11 protein-coding genes are annotated in these 16,286 nt (G+C 47.1%); 6 read left to right on the top strand and 5 right to left on the bottom strand.

Annotated elements, in window-relative coordinates; all coding sequences use genetic code 11:
* Positions 1-216: 216 nt before the first annotated feature.
* Positions 217-1,761, bottom strand: a complete 1,545-nt coding sequence (locus MHH25_RS28640; protein ID WP_340018670.1) for an FAD-dependent oxidoreductase — start codon at positions 1,759-1,761, stop codon at positions 217-219.
* Between the two features lie 369 nt (positions 1,762-2,130).
* Here MHH25_RS28640 and MHH25_RS28635 point away from each other — a divergent pair, with 369 nt between their 5' ends.
* Entirely contained in the window at positions 2,131-4,953 is a 2,823-nt protein-coding gene (locus MHH25_RS28635) for a glycoside hydrolase family 3 C-terminal domain-containing protein (protein WP_100528307.1), read from the top strand.
* Positions 4,954-5,105: 152 nt separating this feature from the next.
* Here MHH25_RS28635 and MHH25_RS28630 read toward each other — a convergent pair whose 3' ends face one another.
* The 3 genes from MHH25_RS28630 to MHH25_RS28620 form a co-directional block, all read right to left on the bottom strand.
* Positions 5,106-5,945: a methyl-accepting chemotaxis protein gene (locus MHH25_RS28630; protein WP_340018669.1), complete on the bottom strand. Its 840-nt coding sequence runs from the start codon at positions 5,943-5,945 to the stop codon at positions 5,106-5,108.
* Between the two features lie 215 nt (positions 5,946-6,160).
* Positions 6,161-6,670, bottom strand: a complete 510-nt coding sequence (nrdG, locus tag MHH25_RS28625; protein ID WP_315370646.1) for an anaerobic ribonucleoside-triphosphate reductase activating protein — start codon at positions 6,668-6,670, stop codon at positions 6,161-6,163.
* A complete protein-coding gene (locus MHH25_RS28620) occupies positions 6,667-8,628 on the bottom strand; it encodes an anaerobic ribonucleoside triphosphate reductase (protein ID WP_340018668.1) in 1,962 nt (653 codons plus the stop codon). The genes nrdG and MHH25_RS28620 overlap by 4 nt, the downstream gene beginning before the upstream one ends.
* Before the next feature lie 481 nt (positions 8,629-9,109).
* Here MHH25_RS28620 and MHH25_RS28615 point away from each other — a divergent pair, with 481 nt between their 5' ends.
* Positions 9,110-10,747, top strand: coding sequence for a histidine kinase dimerization/phospho-acceptor domain-containing protein (locus tag MHH25_RS28615; protein ID WP_338707226.1), 1,638 nt, complete (start codon positions 9,110-9,112; stop codon positions 10,745-10,747).
* A 156-nt stretch (positions 10,748-10,903) separates the two neighbouring features.
* A complete protein-coding gene (locus MHH25_RS28610) occupies positions 10,904-11,842 on the top strand; it encodes an aldo/keto reductase family protein (RefSeq protein ID WP_036612812.1) in 939 nt (312 codons plus the stop codon).
* A gap of 125 nt (positions 11,843-11,967) precedes the next feature.
* Here the strand turns inward: MHH25_RS28610 and MHH25_RS28605 are convergent, their stop codons facing one another.
* Positions 11,968-13,080, bottom strand: coding sequence for a diguanylate cyclase (locus MHH25_RS28605; protein ID WP_100528313.1), 1,113 nt, complete (start codon positions 13,078-13,080; stop codon positions 11,968-11,970).
* A 272-nt stretch (positions 13,081-13,352) separates the two neighbouring features.
* On the opposite strand from MHH25_RS28605, the gene MHH25_RS28600 reads away from it, so the two are divergent.
* The 3 genes from MHH25_RS28600 (at position 13,353) to MHH25_RS28590 (ending at position 16,282) form a co-directional block, all read left to right on the top strand.
* Positions 13,353-13,748 (top strand): transcriptional repressor, encoded by a 396-nt coding sequence (locus tag MHH25_RS28600; RefSeq protein ID WP_036612807.1) that lies wholly within the window; start codon positions 13,353-13,355, stop codon positions 13,746-13,748.
* Positions 13,724-14,530, top strand: coding sequence for a winged-helix domain-containing protein (locus tag MHH25_RS28595; protein WP_036612804.1), 807 nt, complete (start codon positions 13,724-13,726; stop codon positions 14,528-14,530). Before MHH25_RS28600 ends, MHH25_RS28595 begins: the two co-directional genes overlap by 25 nt.
* A gap of 288 nt (positions 14,531-14,818) precedes the next feature.
* Positions 14,819-16,282: a catalase gene (locus MHH25_RS28590; RefSeq protein WP_340020556.1), complete on the top strand. Its 1,464-nt coding sequence runs from the start codon at positions 14,819-14,821 to the stop codon at positions 16,280-16,282.
* Positions 16,283-16,286: the final 4 nt, after the last annotated feature.

The following is a 16,286-nucleotide window of genomic DNA, read 5'->3' as shown; positions in this document are numbered from 1 at the left end:
TGTTTAATGCAAGGTAGTGACTTTAAAATAGTTCCGTATCACGATTGATCGATAATAAGTTCGTTTAATACTGATGATCAGCTGAAGCTGTCTGTTTAGCTATAATTCAGCATACGCAAAAACCGGATCGGTTACTTCCGTCTGGAGGCGGATTCCGATCCGGTCTGTGAGATGAACTTTTGTTTCTTTGGTTACAGGTTAATCGCTAAATGTCGGTTATTCTTGTGCATCCAGGACTTTAAGGTCTTCCACAGCAGGGCCCTCAATGACATGGCCTGCATAATCAAAGCGGGAACCATGGCATGGGCAATCCCACGAACGTTCGCCCTCGTTCCATTCGACTTCGCAACCCAGATGGGTGCAGGTGGTATCCACCAGAAACAGCTTGCCACTGGTGTCCTTGTAGGCGCCAGCACGTTTGCCATTATGACGAACGACGGCTCCTTCGTCTTCACCAATATCGCTAACCTTTTTGTGCACAATGCCTACTTTACCGGAGATTAATTCCTTGGCTACATTCACATTTTCCACAATAAAGTGTTTCATACCAGGATCGGCCTTGAATCTTGCCGGATCGAATATGGCAGCATGAGGGTTGTCACGACCGGTGATGCGATCCGCAAGAAGGTGTCCTGCCATCGTGCCAGTTGTCATTCCCCATTTGGCAAACCCGGTCGCCACATAGACTCGTTCATGTCTTCCGGTAATCGGTCCGATGTAAGGCACCTTGTCGATGGAGATCAGATCCTGGGCTGACCAGCGAAAAGGAATGTTGCGAATGCCAAATGTCTCCGCTGCGAACTGCTCTAGGCGTTCATAATGACCAAAGGTACAGATGCCTTGTCCAGTTTTGTGATTTTCGCCGCCAAAAAGGATGTGTTCCTTCCCGTTATGTAAGACGGTACGCAAGGAGCGGTAAGGTGTATCGTCCGAGATGTACATGCCGCCCACATAGGGTTTCTCCGGTTCGACTAATACAGCGTAGGATCGTTCGGCGTGTAATCGTGTGAAATAAAATCCGGGATCATAGACGGGAAAATGAGAAGCCACGACAATATGTTCCGCTGTTACGGATGGGCCATCTCCATAAGTTCTGACATGTAGTGAAGCATCTTCCTCTACATCCGTAACTGTCGTATGCTCGTAGATCTGTACACCTTGTTTCACAGCGGAATCGAGCAAGTAGTGCAGGTAGGCCAGCGGATCAAATCGTGCCTGACCCGGCATGCGAATGCCTGCCCTTGCGGGAACTGGAATAGGGAGTGGGTCTACCCACTCACCAGGGATATTGAGTTTGCCATAGGCGGTCAGCTCGATCTCCAGTTTTTTGATGTTTTCCTCTGATTGAATGTAGACGTAGGCATCTTCCTCTGCCCACTGGCAATCAATCTGTTTTTCCTTCACCAGATTGCGCATCCACTTCGCGGCATCGGCATTGCCTTCATAGTACATCCGAGCTTGTTCTTGTCCGAAGTGATGCATAATTTCATCAAATATGACACCGTGCTGTGCAGATACCTTGGCAGTGGTATGACCGGTCGTTCCACCCAATACTTTTCCAGCTTCTAGCACGACTACACGCATACCCGTCTGCGCGAGCAGATAGGCTGTAGTAATGCCGGCAATGCCGGCACCAATAATTGCTACATCCGCGGTGATATCTTCGGTCAGTTTTGGATAGGCATCGAATTGATGCGTAGCACGCCACAGCGATTCGGGGACCGGGGGCAGACCCGTCTTGGGCTGCTGATTGTCGCTCATTTTTTTTCCTCCTTGATTATCTTCAATCTATCGCATGGGGTGTTGTTCAGCGCACATCGTTGTACTCTTATTCATGATTGCCAGACTATGCCAGGAAAAAACGGTGTTGTTCAGATTTTGCAGAGGGGATGTTCACAATTTCCTGCGCAGAACCTCTGTTTTTTTTGTTAAACATGCTATATGATAAGATTACCGAAATCGTTTTAGGTTTTGAAAAGGAGATCAGGTTTCACACCTGTAAACGTTGATTGTAAAAGGACTAATCCATCCATCGGAAGAAATATTTCCTCCGAATTAACCCTCGTTTTTTCTTGAGATATGTATTCGCTATCATTTTAATTAACTACCGATAACCAAAGGAGATTCTATATGACGACCAACCAAACGAAATATCCGTTTCAAGATACAGCACTAGAGTTAGACACCCGGGTGAAGGACCTTGTATCCCGCTTGACGGAAGATGAAAAAATTGAATCCATGCTGCAATATCAGCCGGCAGTAGACCGCCTGGGTGTACCTGCATACAAACACGGAACAGAAGCGGCCCACGGCTTGGCCTGGCTTGGAGAAGCAACATCTTTCCCACAACCGGTGGGGCTTGCATGCACATGGGATGCGGATCTGATGAAGGAGATTGGCTCCGTACTAGGAGACGAGGCGCGTGTATTTTATAAACGAAATCCGGCAGTGAACGGTCTTACGCTGTGGGCACCTACAGTGGATATGGAACGTGACCCGCGCTGGGGACGGAATGAAGAGGCGTATGGTGAAGACCCGGAACTGACAGCCGAGCTGACGACAGCATTGGTCAAAGGAATCCAGGGCGACCATCCAAAGTATTACAAAGCGGTCGCTACCTTGAAGCATTTCCTCGCCAATAATAACGAAGTGGATCGCGGAAGTGGTTCGTCCAGCATTGATCCACGTAACATGCGTGAATATTATCTGAAGGCGTTTGAGAAGCCATTTAAGGAAGGCGGCGCACAGTCCATGATGACGGCGTACAACTCCATTAATGGTACGCCAGCGTTGTTGCATCCTTTTGTGAACGAGATTGTCAAAGGCGAATGGGGCATGGATGGTTTCATTGTCAGTGATGCAGGCGACGTAATGGGCATCAAGAATGATCATAAATACTATGATTCCCACACACCAGGTACCGTAGAATCCGTGAAGGCCGGAATTGATAGCATCACCGATGATGCTGAGCTGTCCAAACAGGCACTGCGTGAAGGATTGGAACAAGGTACACTCACGATGGATGACATCGATAAGGCGTTGTTCAATACGTTCCGTGTGCGTTTCCGTCTGGGCGAGTTCGATCCGGAAGAAGGCAACCCGTACGCTTCTATTGGTGAAGAGTCCATGATGACAGAGAAAGCAAAAGAACTGTCGCTCAGAGCTGCAAGAGAACAAGTGGTATTGCTCAAAAACGACAAAGGCACGCTCCCGCTGGACAAAACAAAAGCTGGTAAAGTGGCTGTGATTGGTCAATTGGGCGGAACCGTCTATCGTGACTGGTATGCAGGCACCATGCCGTATAACGTATCCCCGCTTGAAGCGATCCGTGGCAAAGTAGGCAACGATAAAGTATCGTTCAAGGATGGTAATGATCGTATTACGTTAACTTCCATAGCCAATGGGAAGAAAATTGGACTGGCAGAAGGTGAGAAATCACCTGTGATTGCTTCGGGAGAAGCGGAGACGTTTATGGTTTCCGACTGGGGCTTCGGAAGTTATACCTTGCAGGCCGAAAGCAACGGCAAATATCTGACCACAGATGAAGAGACCGTAACGGCTTCCGCTGATGAAGTGTACGGCTGGTTCGTGAAGGAAGTATTCCACCTGTTGCCACAAGAGGATGGCAGTGTAGGTCTGACTACTTGGAATGGCAAAACGGTGACTGCACCTAATGGTGGAAACGATGCATTCGTAGTGTCCGAGGAACTGAAAACCTTTGGTGCCACAGAGACGTTCAAGCAGGATGTGGTTGTGAACGGACTTGAAGAAGCGGTAGCAGCGGCTAAGGCTGCGGAAACGGCGATTGTCTTTGTTGGTAATAATCCGCTTGTAAATGGTAAAGAAGAGATTGACCGTCCAAGTCTGGATCTCGCCGAATCCCAGCAACGTCTGGTTGAGGCGGTCTATGCCGCGAACCCGAACACGGTAGTTGTCATCGTGGGTAGTTATCCGTTCACATCCAACTGGGTTCAGGAGAACATCCCGGCGGTATTGTATACTTCACACGCAGGACAGGAACTGGGTAACGCAGTAGCTGACGTCTTGTATGGCGACTATGCACCAGCAGGCCGTCTGAATATGACATGGGTACAATCGGCAAATCAACTGACCGACATCAAGGATTACGATATCATTCAATCTGGTCGGACATATCAATATTTTGAAGGCAATGTATTGTATCCGTTTGGACATGGTCTGACGTATGCAACATTTAAATACAGCAATTTGGAACTTAGCCCAGCTCAAGTGGGTACAGAGGGCAACGCAACGGTAACTGTAGATGTAACCAATACCGGTTCAATTGCCAGCGACGAGGTTGTACAGTTGTACGTTCGTGCAGGCAAATCCCGGGTGAAACGTCCACTCAAAACGTTAAAAGGATTCCGTCGTCTTCATATCGAAGCGGGAGCTACAGCGAAGGTCAGCTTTACTTTGCCTGTTCAGGAACTGGCAATCTGGGATGTAACTCGTGATCGGTATGTCGTGGAAAGTGGAACTTACTCCATTATGGTTGCCAAGTCATCCTCCGATGTTCAGCTGGTTGCAGACCTGACGGTTGAAGGAGAGACAATCCCCGCTCGTAATCTGGGTGTGGCTACCCGTGCTGAGAATTATGATGCTTACCTGGGTGTTGATCTGGATGAGAGCAAAGAGGGTGGAAGTGCTGTCCGTGTCGTTGGAGAGCAAGGATGGATTGCTTTCAAGGATGCCGATCTGGGTAGTGGGGCAGCAACAATTGAAGCGCGTGTCTCCGCAGAACAAGCAGGTGCTGTGTTGGAAGTTCGACTCGGTTCACCAGACGGTACGCTCGCAGGACGTGTGGAACTGGCGCAAGGTGAAGCCCAGCAGTGGTCTACCGTGAAGGCGGAACTCACAGGTGCATCAGGTGCACAGGATGTATACATTGTGTTGTCTGCGGGTGTGCGCATCAGTCACTTTGAGATTCGTTAATTCAAATAGCTCATGAAAAAGCCTCCGAACTTATTCGGAGGCTTAGTTTGTTGTTTAATGACCATTTTGCATAAATCCCCTGAGCGGTAGGAAACGAATTATACAAATTTCTATGATATGAACCGTGCTTGTATGGTCCATTAAACGTATTTTTATTTACCGTCAAACGTAATCATTTTTTGCACAAATTGCTTCAATTGTTTGTTGGTTTCATTCAGTTTCTCAATTGTGCTCATGAAATTGTTTACGAGTTCAGCCTGCTCTTGGGAGCTTGCAGTGATCTCACCAAGTTCATTCTCCATGCCTTGAATGGATTGCCGAACCGACAGAAGAGAATCTTCAATACGGGCCGTTGCTTCTTTGGTATCCACAGACAGTTTGCGAATTTCTTTGGCAACAACGCCAAAACCTGCACCTGCTTCACCTACACGAGCAGCTTCAATGGCAGCATTCAAGCCGAGCAGATTGGTTTGTTCGGAGATTTCACGAATGAAACTGGCGACCTGAGTGACATTGCCTGATTTCTGTACGGCTTGTTTGGAATTGTTCCGGATCTCTTCGGTTGTGGCACTGAGTTCCTCGGAGTGTGCAGCTACATGCTGTACACTGTCAATTAACTGGTTGGTCAGATTTTCGGTAGCATCCATGAGCTGTTGCAGCTGATCCTGGTCATCCATACTGTAGAGCAGGTTAAACAGGGCGATGACTTCACCTTTTTCATTTTTAATGGGGATAAAAGCCACGTCAAAAGGAACACCGAATAAATCTTTAGGGTAGTGATCGAATCGTTTGACTGTACCGCCGTTGAGATCAGCAAAATTTCGATTTCCATCCAATAGAGGGTCGCCGGGTTGATAATTCAGTTGCTTTAACGATTCCCCTGCTGAGAAATATAGGAATTTCTCATGATCAATCACGGAGAGGGTTACATCCTGACGAATCGTATCTCGAAAGAAAGGCATACATGTAATTAATGCTTGAACAATATCCATATAAAAGATGATTCCTCCCTGGTTACCTTATGTAAACGGTTAAATTTTAAATGCTAACTTAATAACTACCTATATTATATATCGTCATGCAATAGAGAAGAAAATAGAGAGAATGGATAAAACCTATTTCTTAAAGAAGACCGCTATACGCCAACAAGACACGAGTCCGCTGGGGACCCGTGCCTTGTTAGTTGGTGAGGGGAATAAAACCAATGTTACAGCATACTGAGCTGCATTGTAACGATGGTTCGAGTGGCTAGTGTTGCACTGACATCAATCAAACGCTGATTCCGGCTGCCGCGGAAGGGAAGGGAAACATCACGCTCCGCTTCAACGTATCGACCGTCAATAATCACATCGCACAACCGGGCAAGCTCCGCTCTTGCAGGGTCGGTAATCAGTTCTTCATATTCGAATCCCGTGTAGGCCCATACCGTCAAATCAGGACGTGCAGCGCGGAGCTGCTGGACCCAAGACGTACATTCTGCTGCCGAGAAAAAGGGATCACCACCACACAACGTAACGCCATCCAGCAATGGATGGGTCGTCACTTCATGCAGAATCTGCTGCTGCCGCTCCTCTGTAAAGGGCTCCCCCGCTCGAAAGCTCCATGAATCCGGACTGAAGCAGCCCGGACAGGCGTGACGGCATCCGCTGATGAACAACACGGCACGCAGGCCGATTCCTTCATTCACCGATTCCGGGATGTAACCATATAGATTCACCGGTGTTTCACCCGATCCCGCACTTCGGCTTGCTTAGCAGCATTGAAGCGTACTTTGTAATCTCCGGTCAGATAGCCAGTTACGCGGCGTAACCGCTGGAAGTGTACATGGTTCTCATGGGCTTCACAGCTTGGGCATACATCCCCAATGACGCCTTCATAACCACATGCAGGGCAGCGATCAATTGGATGATTAATGGAGAAATAACCGATATCCTGCGCCAGTGCATACTGTACAATTCGCAGGAAAGCTGCGGTGTTGGCCCGAACGTTTCCGTCAAGCTCCACATAGGAGATTGCACCCGCGTTACATAACGTATGGAACGGTGCCTCCAGTTCAATCTTCCGATATGCTGGAAGCGTGTGGTAGACCGGGATATGGAATGAATTCGTATAATACTCCCGATCATTCACTCCGGGAATAATGCCATAACGCTCTCTGTCGATCTTCGTGAATTTGCCGGACAACCCTTCAGCAGGTGTGGCAAACAGGGTGATATTCAAGTTATGCTGCTCGCTCATCCGGTCACAGAACTCTCTCATGGTCCGAATAATGTTGAGCGCTTCGCGATGTACATGAGGGTCCTGCCCATGATGGCGCCCATAGAGAGCTGTCATACATTCCGCGAGTCCGATAAAACCAAGAGATAATGTTCCATGCTTTAAAAGCTCGGCAACCGGCTCGTTCGGGCCAAGCTGTTCTCCACCTTCCCATACACCCTCCCGCATCATGAAGTCCGATGCCTTGGCAGGCTGCAATGTCTGAATTCGGTAGCGCTGCAACAGGCCGGAAGCGGCATTATGCATAACTGACTCCAAAGCAGTATAGAATCCGGCTCGGTCAGCGACAGCTCTTGCACCTTGGCAGATGCCAAACCGGATGCCGAGCTTCACGAGGTTAATGGTGTTGAAGGACAGATTACCTTTACCACTTTGACGATTGCGACCAAACCGGTCAGCCAGTGTACGTGTGCGGCATCCCATAGTTGCGATGATCGTATCCGGATCTTCCGGATGATAGAAAGGCAGATTGAAAGAGGCATCCACATTGACAAAGTTAGGATACATCCGCCGGGATGAACAGCTGACTGCGAGCCGGAACAGATCATAGTTCGGCTCTCCTTGAGCCTGATTGATCCCCTGTTTACATTGGAAAATATGTTGAGGGAACACGGGAGTCTCCCCGTTGCCCAGGCCACGAATGGTTGCTTCCAGCAACGAGCGTGATACCAACCGTCCTTCCGCAGAAGTACATAATCCATAGTTCAGTGAAGTAAATGGAATCTGACCACCCGCCCGGCTACTCATCGTATTCAGGTTATGAATCAGTGATTCAGCAGCTTGTCCTGTCTCCAATTCAGTCTCTTCATAGGCGAAGGCATATGCCCGCGGACATTGATTCTTCGCTTCGATGCTATCCAGATGAAGCTGTTCATCCCCGATCAGAACATTTTCACCAAAGAGCCGTTGCCCTTTGCGGTAGTGTTTGCGGAACGATCGCTGTACATAAGGGGCCAGATCCCAGTCAATTTTATTGGCCGATACACCGCCATATTGACTGTTCTGCTGGGATTGGAAGATGATCGCAACCAGAGCCATGGCAGACATGATCGTCTGAGGTGTGCGAACCGATCCGTTACCTGTGTTGAAACCCGCAGCAAGGAGACGGTCAAACGGGATAAAGATACAGTTGGTCGTTCCAAGTGCATACTGATCCAGATCGTGTACATACAGATCCCCATTCTCCACAGCTTGGGCAAGCTCTTTCGGCAACACATGACGCAGAGCATGCCACTTGGCGGTCTCCGAACCGAGCCTGCTCATCTTACCACTGAAGGAATCCCCGTTCAGATTCGCATTTTCCCTCAGCGTATCGGCGTCTTCTGCGCCAATAATTCGTCTTCCCAGGTCGGATAATAGATCGGATGCCGGTGGGGTGGCATACTCAAGCATGTTCATGTAAGGTTCCTCCTAAAATGATTTTGGTTATCATTCAATTTACGTTAAATACTATATGTAGATTCGTCTTATCCATTTATAAACTATATGTGGTTTTTTGGGTGTGATAATGATCACAGAGCTTACTGAACAAAGTGGACTTTCCTTTAATTGCTGCGGATAAAGGTTCCCAAAGTCTGAGCGGAAGCGTATAATTTCTAGTTATTCTGCAAGTATAATATTCGAAGTCGGACAAGATGGACTTTAATCAAGCTGAAAAGGCGAGTTGCAATGAATTCGCGGTCGTTAAACCATCCGTTTAAGACCTGCTTTTGTCCACAAATGGGCAATAGGCAGGGAGTATGATTCTCTTATACTTCTACGGTGTTAATCATATAAGTATAGATTGTGACAGCTATTCGGATTTTTGATGACCCCTGTACGTGATTAAACATTCTGAAATACAGATTTGAAAGTGCAGCTAAGATAAGAGGGGTGAATCATGGGGACGGCAGAAGGCATTACAAGAGGCTTCTATGAAGATATAAAGGAAGCTGCGGCCCACATCGTAGACGTATTAAGTGGTATATTGAAGGTCAATACCATCTTTGTTGCCACGAATGACGGGGTGACCAATGTCATTTTGGAGGCCTTTAATCGTACGGAAGAGTTAGTTGTTAAAGGCAGTGCACTTCCATTTACGGATTCATATTGCAGCCTGGTATTAAGAGACAACGGTAACGTGCTTACGATCCCGGATACATGTGAACATCCGATGACACGATCCATGGGCGTTACGAGCGGACTTGGCAATCGCTTTTTCGTGGGCGTGCCTATTATGAGAAGATCGGGCGAAACATTTGGTACCATCTGTCTGATGGATGATCCTGGTTATGTAATCAGCGAAACCGATATGAAGACACTGAAGGCGATGGCTGTATTCCTGGGTTATGTTGTTGATCTGGAAAGCACGTTGCATGTTCAGGAGCGGAAATTGAGTGATTCGGAACAAATGCAAGAACAGCTCCAGGCAGAGAAAGAACGTGCCGAATCTGAGGCTATGACCAAAACACAGATGTTGAAGCTAATGAGTCACGAGATTCGCAATCCTTTGAACGGTATTTTGGGACTGACAGATCTGATGCGCACACCGGATATGCCTGAGGAGCAGTCCGAATATGTGAATATGATTGAGACAAGCGGCAATATTCTGCTTTCCTTGCTGAATAATATGATGAATTTCAACATTAATGAAGCAGGTAAAACGGTTATACATGATGATCCGTTTGATCTGGTAGGCACCATTGAGAATACCGTGTATCTCTATGCCGGGATTGCGACGGGCAAGAACATTGAGCTGGGATTAAATCTTGAACTGAATGTATCTCAAGTGTTCGTTGGGGATGAAGTCAAGATTGGACAGTTGCTTGCACACGTCATTCAGTATGCTCTCGATTCAACGCGTGAAGGTTCCGTTCTGATCACAGCAGTGGTGAACGGAGAAGAATTGGAGGAGACCGGTACACTTCAGCTCAAGGTGAAGTACACGGGTCAGATGTTATCGGACAAGAAGACCCCAACCTTTAACAGCCAAGATGAAAATTTGAATATCCAAAAACTGATTGGAAGCAATCTAGGTTTAGCTGTAAGCCAGAATCTTGCCATTCTCATGCATGGCCGTATTCAGGTGAGTAGTGTGAAGGAAAATGAGACGGAATTCAACATCTCCCTTCCATTGCGCAGATACTGGGAGTTACCTCAACTCGCAAGTGTTCAGCAACGGTTAAAAGGGAAAAAGGTGTTGCTTGCCAAGGACCCTGATATTTTGCAAGGTGTCTCTTCCCTGATGCGTAGGTGGGAGATGGATGTACACATGACCTCGGGTTTGACATTAGCGCATGATTGGATCAAGGAAGGATTCATGCCGGATGTAGCCGTTGTGGATATGGGATTAATGGAAGGTGGCGCGGTTGATTTTGTACATGAACTGAAACAGCGACTGGAGAATCTGCCCGTCATTGTTCTTGTTCCTTATGGTATGCACATTGAATTACATGAAGCAGAAGCCTTTGATGCTGTTCTAACCAAGCCGGTCAGACAGGCTGATCTGTTGAATGCATTGAGCATTACTTTGCCTTAAATCATGATCAGAGAACAAATCTTTATTCGGCGCACCTGTTATAGGTGCGCTTCTTTTCATTTTCCATTTTCTGAGCCAAAGCCCTTTTATTCCGAGCTGGTTACGTTACAATAGAATGTGAACTTCATCTTTATAACCAACAGAGGAGGATGTACATTGGATTATCGCAGATTAGGTGGAAGCGGACTGAAAGTCAGCGAGATCAGCCTGGGAAGCTGGCTGACGTACGGAGGGTATGTGGAACGTGAGAATGCGGTGAAATCAATTGAAACTGCATTTGATGAAGGCATTAACTTTTTTGATACTGCCAATGTATACGAACGGGGTGCAGCAGAAGAACTGCTGGGGCAGACGCTCAAAGCATATTCCCGTGACTCTTATGTACTTGCAACCAAAGTATTTGGCAAAATGGGTGATGGTCCGAATGACCAAGGGCTGTCTCGCAAACATATCAAGGAGCAATGTGAAGCCAGCTTGAAGCGCCTGGGCGTTGAATATGTGGATATCTATTACTGCCATCGTTATCATACCGAAACACCAATTGAAGAAACACTCCGCGCGCTCGATGATCTGGTACGCCAAGGCAAAGTGTTATATGTAGGCGTCAGCCAGTGGACAGCGGCTCAGATGGAAGCTGCGTTGGGTACAGCAGATCGTCTGCTTCTGGATCGTATCGTGGTTAATCAGCCGGTGTACAACATGTTTGACCGTTATATCGAAAATGAAATTATCCCGCTCGGTGAGCGTAAAGGCATCGGACAAGTCGTATATTCCCCGCTTGCTCAAGGTCTATTGACCGGGAAATATACGTCCGTTTCCGATATCCCAGAGAATAGCCGTGCTGCCAAGCTAGGATGGGACGAAGGAAAGATCAATGTGGATCGTATCGGGAAAGTTCGTCAACTGATTGAAGTGGCGGACAAGCTGGATCTGAAGGTTGGGCAACTGGCCCTTGCCTGGATTCTGCGCCAAAACAATGTATCCAGTGCACTTGTAGGGGCGAGTCGTCCCGAGCAGGTAAAAGAGAACGCGGCTGCATCTGGCGTGAAGCTGGATGCTGCCATTGTGGAGGAGATTGAGAGTATCCTTGCTTGATCTCCTGTCATTACACAAGCTGAGATGATATGCAATGATCTATAAAGAAAGGGATGTCCTGTGCGCCTGAATGGGCGAACGAGACATCCCTCTTTTTGGAGAACGTTGAAAGGTTAGATCTTACTTTAAAGTGTAAGAGGCAAGGAGCGAAAAGTTAAGGCACATACACGGTTACGCCCTGTATTCTTGGCTTCATATAAAGCGCGATCGGCCTGTTCGAAGAAGTCGTCATCGTCATGATCATCACAATGATCGGGATATACGGCTACACCAATGGAGATGGTTAGACGTGTCGTGTGCCCGTCGGGCAGAGCAAAATGGTATTTCTCTACAGCCTGTCGTATAGATTCGGCGGTAGCCACGGCCTGACGGTGTCCACAGTCGAGCAAGAGAATGGCGAATTCCTCCCCACCATTTCGTGACACGATATCAGCAGAACGTGCATGTTCAACAAGCAGTTGTCCAAGTTGCTTCAGGACCGCATCGCCGGCGGAATGACCATAGGTGTCGTTTACCTTTTTGAATCGGTCAATATCAATGGCAAGCAAGGAAAGCTTCTGTTGGTAATCCCGCGCACGCTGAAGTTCCAGTTGAAGTGATTTTTCGAACTGTCGTCGATTGCTCAGGTTGGTAAGATGATCGGTAGAAGCTCTTTTTTCCAATAGAAATAACATTTCATTGGATTTATTAATGAATTCTGCGATGAAATAGATAAATATTCCACCGGCAAAAGAAATGGTCATTTGTAACGGATATATCTTCATTAATGAATTCATGCTGTCTGTATTCAACATAAGGATGATAAAGATTAATGTCATGCCAAGCAGATTCATTGTAATTATTTTGGTCAGTCTGGACCAAGGAGCATAGGCGAAGTACACACCGGACAGTCCGATCAGAGTCATGACAAAACCTGCATCTATGGCAGAGGATGATAAGCCGAACATCAGAATACGAATGACCGAGATCATGAGTCCCGTAACGACTGAAGCTAATCCTCCCATATATACCGCTGCGGTAACGATGGCCAGATGCCGTAGATCTACAATCGTAGTTTCGTTCAGAGGGAAAGAATAGTTCATGAGTACTGTGCCATATATACCGAATAATAAGCCGCCGATCAACTGAACACGTAACGAGGGAAAAGGCAATCGGATACTATAGAACTTTGCGATGATCCCGGACACATACATAAACGTAATCATGACACAGATATTAATGAAAAAAGTGCTAAACAACCGACATTCCCCCTTTTTACGCACATCCCTATATTTTATCTGAAAAGTGGTGCTGTAGCGAACCATATTATCCCAAATTTATGAGGTGATTGCTGGTAAAGGTGGTTTATTTGCATATACAGGATGTTAGAGTGATATTGACTTCAATATGCAATGAGATTTATACTTAATCTAAATCAAAATATATTCCTTCTTTTTGGGAAGACCATCATAAGTAGAAGATCAGTGTCTGATTTCATATAAAATGGATCAATAATAAAGGAGAAATGGTTGTGAGAACTTTAAATCTGACGATACAACGGCAAGCGGTATATGATGTGGTGCGCCATTCAGAGGATCACCCGACAGCTGCTGATGTCATGAATCGACTCGTGGAACAAGGATATAATCTGGCCTATGGTACGGTGTATAATTCTCTTCGTTATCTGACGGACAAAGAATTGATACGGGAACTTAAACTCGGAGAGACAGCAAGCCGGTACGATGCCCGTATGGATGATCATCAGCATATTATGTGTGAAGTGTGCGGCAAAGTGGACGAGGTGATGACAGAGGTTCCTCCACAATGGATGAAACAGGTAGCTGAAGAAACCGGATATGCAATCGATCATGCTCATGTGGTCTTTGGAGGTGTCTGCGGGGAATGCAGAAACAAACGGATCAAGTAAAAATAAAACTGCCTGGCCGCCGTTTACCCCTAAGGGTTAAACCAGCCTTGTCTGACTCAACACCCCTTGTGGACAATTGTCCGGTTACACGGCGTGTTATTCTGATCAGCCCGATGCCGGGGCAGGTTCATGAACTGGTAAAGGCCTTAACGGATAGCTGCTTTGATGTACTGGTTTTCCATCGCTGGGAACCGGATCTGCATGAGCGTCTTGTCTTTGATCTGTTGATCTATGATCTGTCTGTGGCTGGAACTATCGATGCATTTGCCGGCATTAGCAGCCGATTGAATCGTGAGGCTGAGCACACAACCCCTTGTTTGTATCTGGTTGGTGAGAAGATGATTGGCAGTGCAAGTGGACCGATGCTTCAGGAGGAATTGCTGGTGTGGCCTGCACGCCCGCAGGAAGCACTTTACCGAGTGCAGCGCATGATTGGCAACAGCCCTGCTCTGCCCAACCGTGGTTTTTTGCCTGAGGAAGGGCACCGTATCGGATTTAAAGATCTGTGGCTCGATCGTGAACGGATGAGTGTACAGCGCGATAATAACCGGATTCATCTAACCAAGACCGAATATGATCTGTTACTCAAACTGATTGATGCCAAAGGTGCAGTCATTTCCCGTGAGGAAATGCTCAGCGATATCTGGGAGACGGACTTTACGGGTGGAAGTAATGTGGTCGATGTTCATATCAAAAGCTTGCGCAAAAAATTGGGCGATAATGCGTCTTCGCCGCAATATATTGTAACAGTAAGAGGAGTGGGCTACCGCCTGGCGGATTAGTCCGCTTTTTTTTGCCCAAATTTTATCTTTCACTTCATGCTTTTTCGGGTACTACCTAATAGAGAGGCAGATCAGAATCATTCCCTTAAAACATGTTCATAGTTCATTCATGAATGTTGAAGAACCTCATCTTAATCTCATGTGAACCTCATGCAAGAGTAGAGTGGGACATGTTAGAATCAATTTAACAGTTAGATCAAGTCTAAATGTATATTTAAACCGAAGCCGAATATGATTTTAATAGTAGATATATAACAGCCGTGAGACCCATTAGAGGAGGACGACATGATGACAGAACGTATGACAACAAATCAGGGAGCACCTGTAGGTGACAACCAGAATTCCCGCACAGCAGGCAGAAGAGGGCCGACACTGCTTGAAGACTACCATCTCATTGAGAAAATAGCCCACTTTGACCGTGAACGTATTCCAGAACGGGTGGTTCATGCAAGAGGAGCAGGTGCTCATGGCGTATTCACGCTAGAGCAAAGTATGAAGGAGTATACAACAGCTAACTTCCTACAAGATCCAGGTACGGAGACGGATGTGCTGGTTCGTTTTTCAACCGTTATTCATGGTACGGGATCACCAGAGACTGCACGAGATCCACGTGGATTTTCCGTCAAATTTTACACACGGGAAGGCAACTATGATATTGTCGGTAATCATCTGCCCGTTTTCTTCATTCGTGATGCGATGAAGTTCCCTGATATGGTGCATTCCTTGAAGCCGGCTCCGGATACAAATATTCAGGAACCTGCCCGATATTGGGACTTTATGACTCTCTCACCGGAATCAACACATATGATGACCTGGTTGTTCTCTGATCTAGGCACACCAGCAAGTTATCGAGAGATGGATGGTTTCAGCGTACATGCTTTCAAATGGATTAATGCACAGGGACAGGTCCACTATGTGAAATACAAATGGGAGTCTGCACAAGGCGTGCGAGGCTTCTCTCGTCAGGAAGCTGCCGAGGTACAGGGGCAAGACTTTAATCATGCTACCCGGGACCTGCATGAACATATCAAGAACGGGCAGTACCCACAGTGGAAGCTTCAGGTACAGCTCTTGAAGCCTGAGCAAATGGATGATTTTGCTTTTGATCCGCTCGATCCAACCAAAACATGGCCTGAAGATGTATTGCCGTTCCATACGGTAGGGACCATGACCCTGAATCGTAATCCGCAAAACTTCTTTGCTGAAGTGGAACAGGCGGCCTTTTCTCCTAGTGCGCTTGTACCCGGAATTGAGCCTTCCGAAGACAAATTGTTGCAAGGACGCCTATTCTCCTATCCAGATACACAGCGTCACCGGCTTGGACCGAACTATTTGCAAATTCCGGTGAATTGCCCGTACGCACCCGTTCGTAATCATCAGCGTGATGGACTCATGAATGTGAATCAGGACCCATCTCCGGTGAACTATGAACCCAACAGTTCAGGAAACAGCCCGCAAGAAGATCCGGCATACCGGGACAGTCAGGTTCCGTTACAAGGGAATGTTATAAGAGAGAAAATCGAGAAGACGGATGATTATACGCAGTCAGGGGAGCTTTTCCGTTCATTTACTCCTGTAGAGCAGCAGCATTTGCTTGATAATCTGATCAATGACCTTAAGGGCGTATCTGTTGATATTCAAATGCGTGCCCTGTGCCACTTCTTCCGAGCGGATGGACAGCTTGGCGGACGTTTGGCTCATGGACTCGGCGTGGATATTTCTGCACATATGCCGTCACAGGATGGAAAATAAAGCA

Source organism: Paenibacillus sp. FSL H3-0457, from assembly GCF_037981725.1.
GTDB lineage: Bacteria > Bacillota > Bacilli > Paenibacillales > Paenibacillaceae > Paenibacillus > Paenibacillus amylolyticus.
Note: the sequence above shows the minus strand (reverse complement) of the source record. Positions and strands in the feature narration are given on the sequence as shown.

Excerpts from the sequence above, each read along its gene's own strand:
- MHH25_RS28640 (WP_340018670.1), bottom strand. The coding sequence starts at position 1,761 with ATGAGCGACAATCAGCAGCCCAAGACGGGTCTGCCCCCGGTCCCCGAA.
- MHH25_RS28635 (WP_100528307.1), top strand. The coding sequence starts at position 2,131 with ATGACGACCAACCAAACGAAATATCCGTTTCAAGATACAGCACTAGAG.
- MHH25_RS28630 (WP_340018669.1), bottom strand. The coding sequence starts at position 5,945 with ATGGATATTGTTCAAGCATTAATTACATGTATGCCTTTCTTTCGAGAT.
- MHH25_RS28620 (WP_340018668.1), bottom strand. The coding sequence starts at position 8,628 with ATGAACATGCTTGAGTATGCCACCCCACCGGCATCCGATCTATTATCC.
- MHH25_RS28615 (WP_338707226.1), top strand. The coding sequence starts at position 9,110 with ATGGGGACGGCAGAAGGCATTACAAGAGGCTTCTATGAAGATATAAAG.
- MHH25_RS28595 (WP_036612804.1), top strand. The coding sequence starts at position 13,724 with ATGCAGAAACAAACGGATCAAGTAAAAATAAAACTGCCTGGCCGCCGT.
- MHH25_RS28590 (WP_340020556.1), top strand. The coding sequence starts at position 14,819 with ATGACAGAACGTATGACAACAAATCAGGGAGCACCTGTAGGTGACAAC.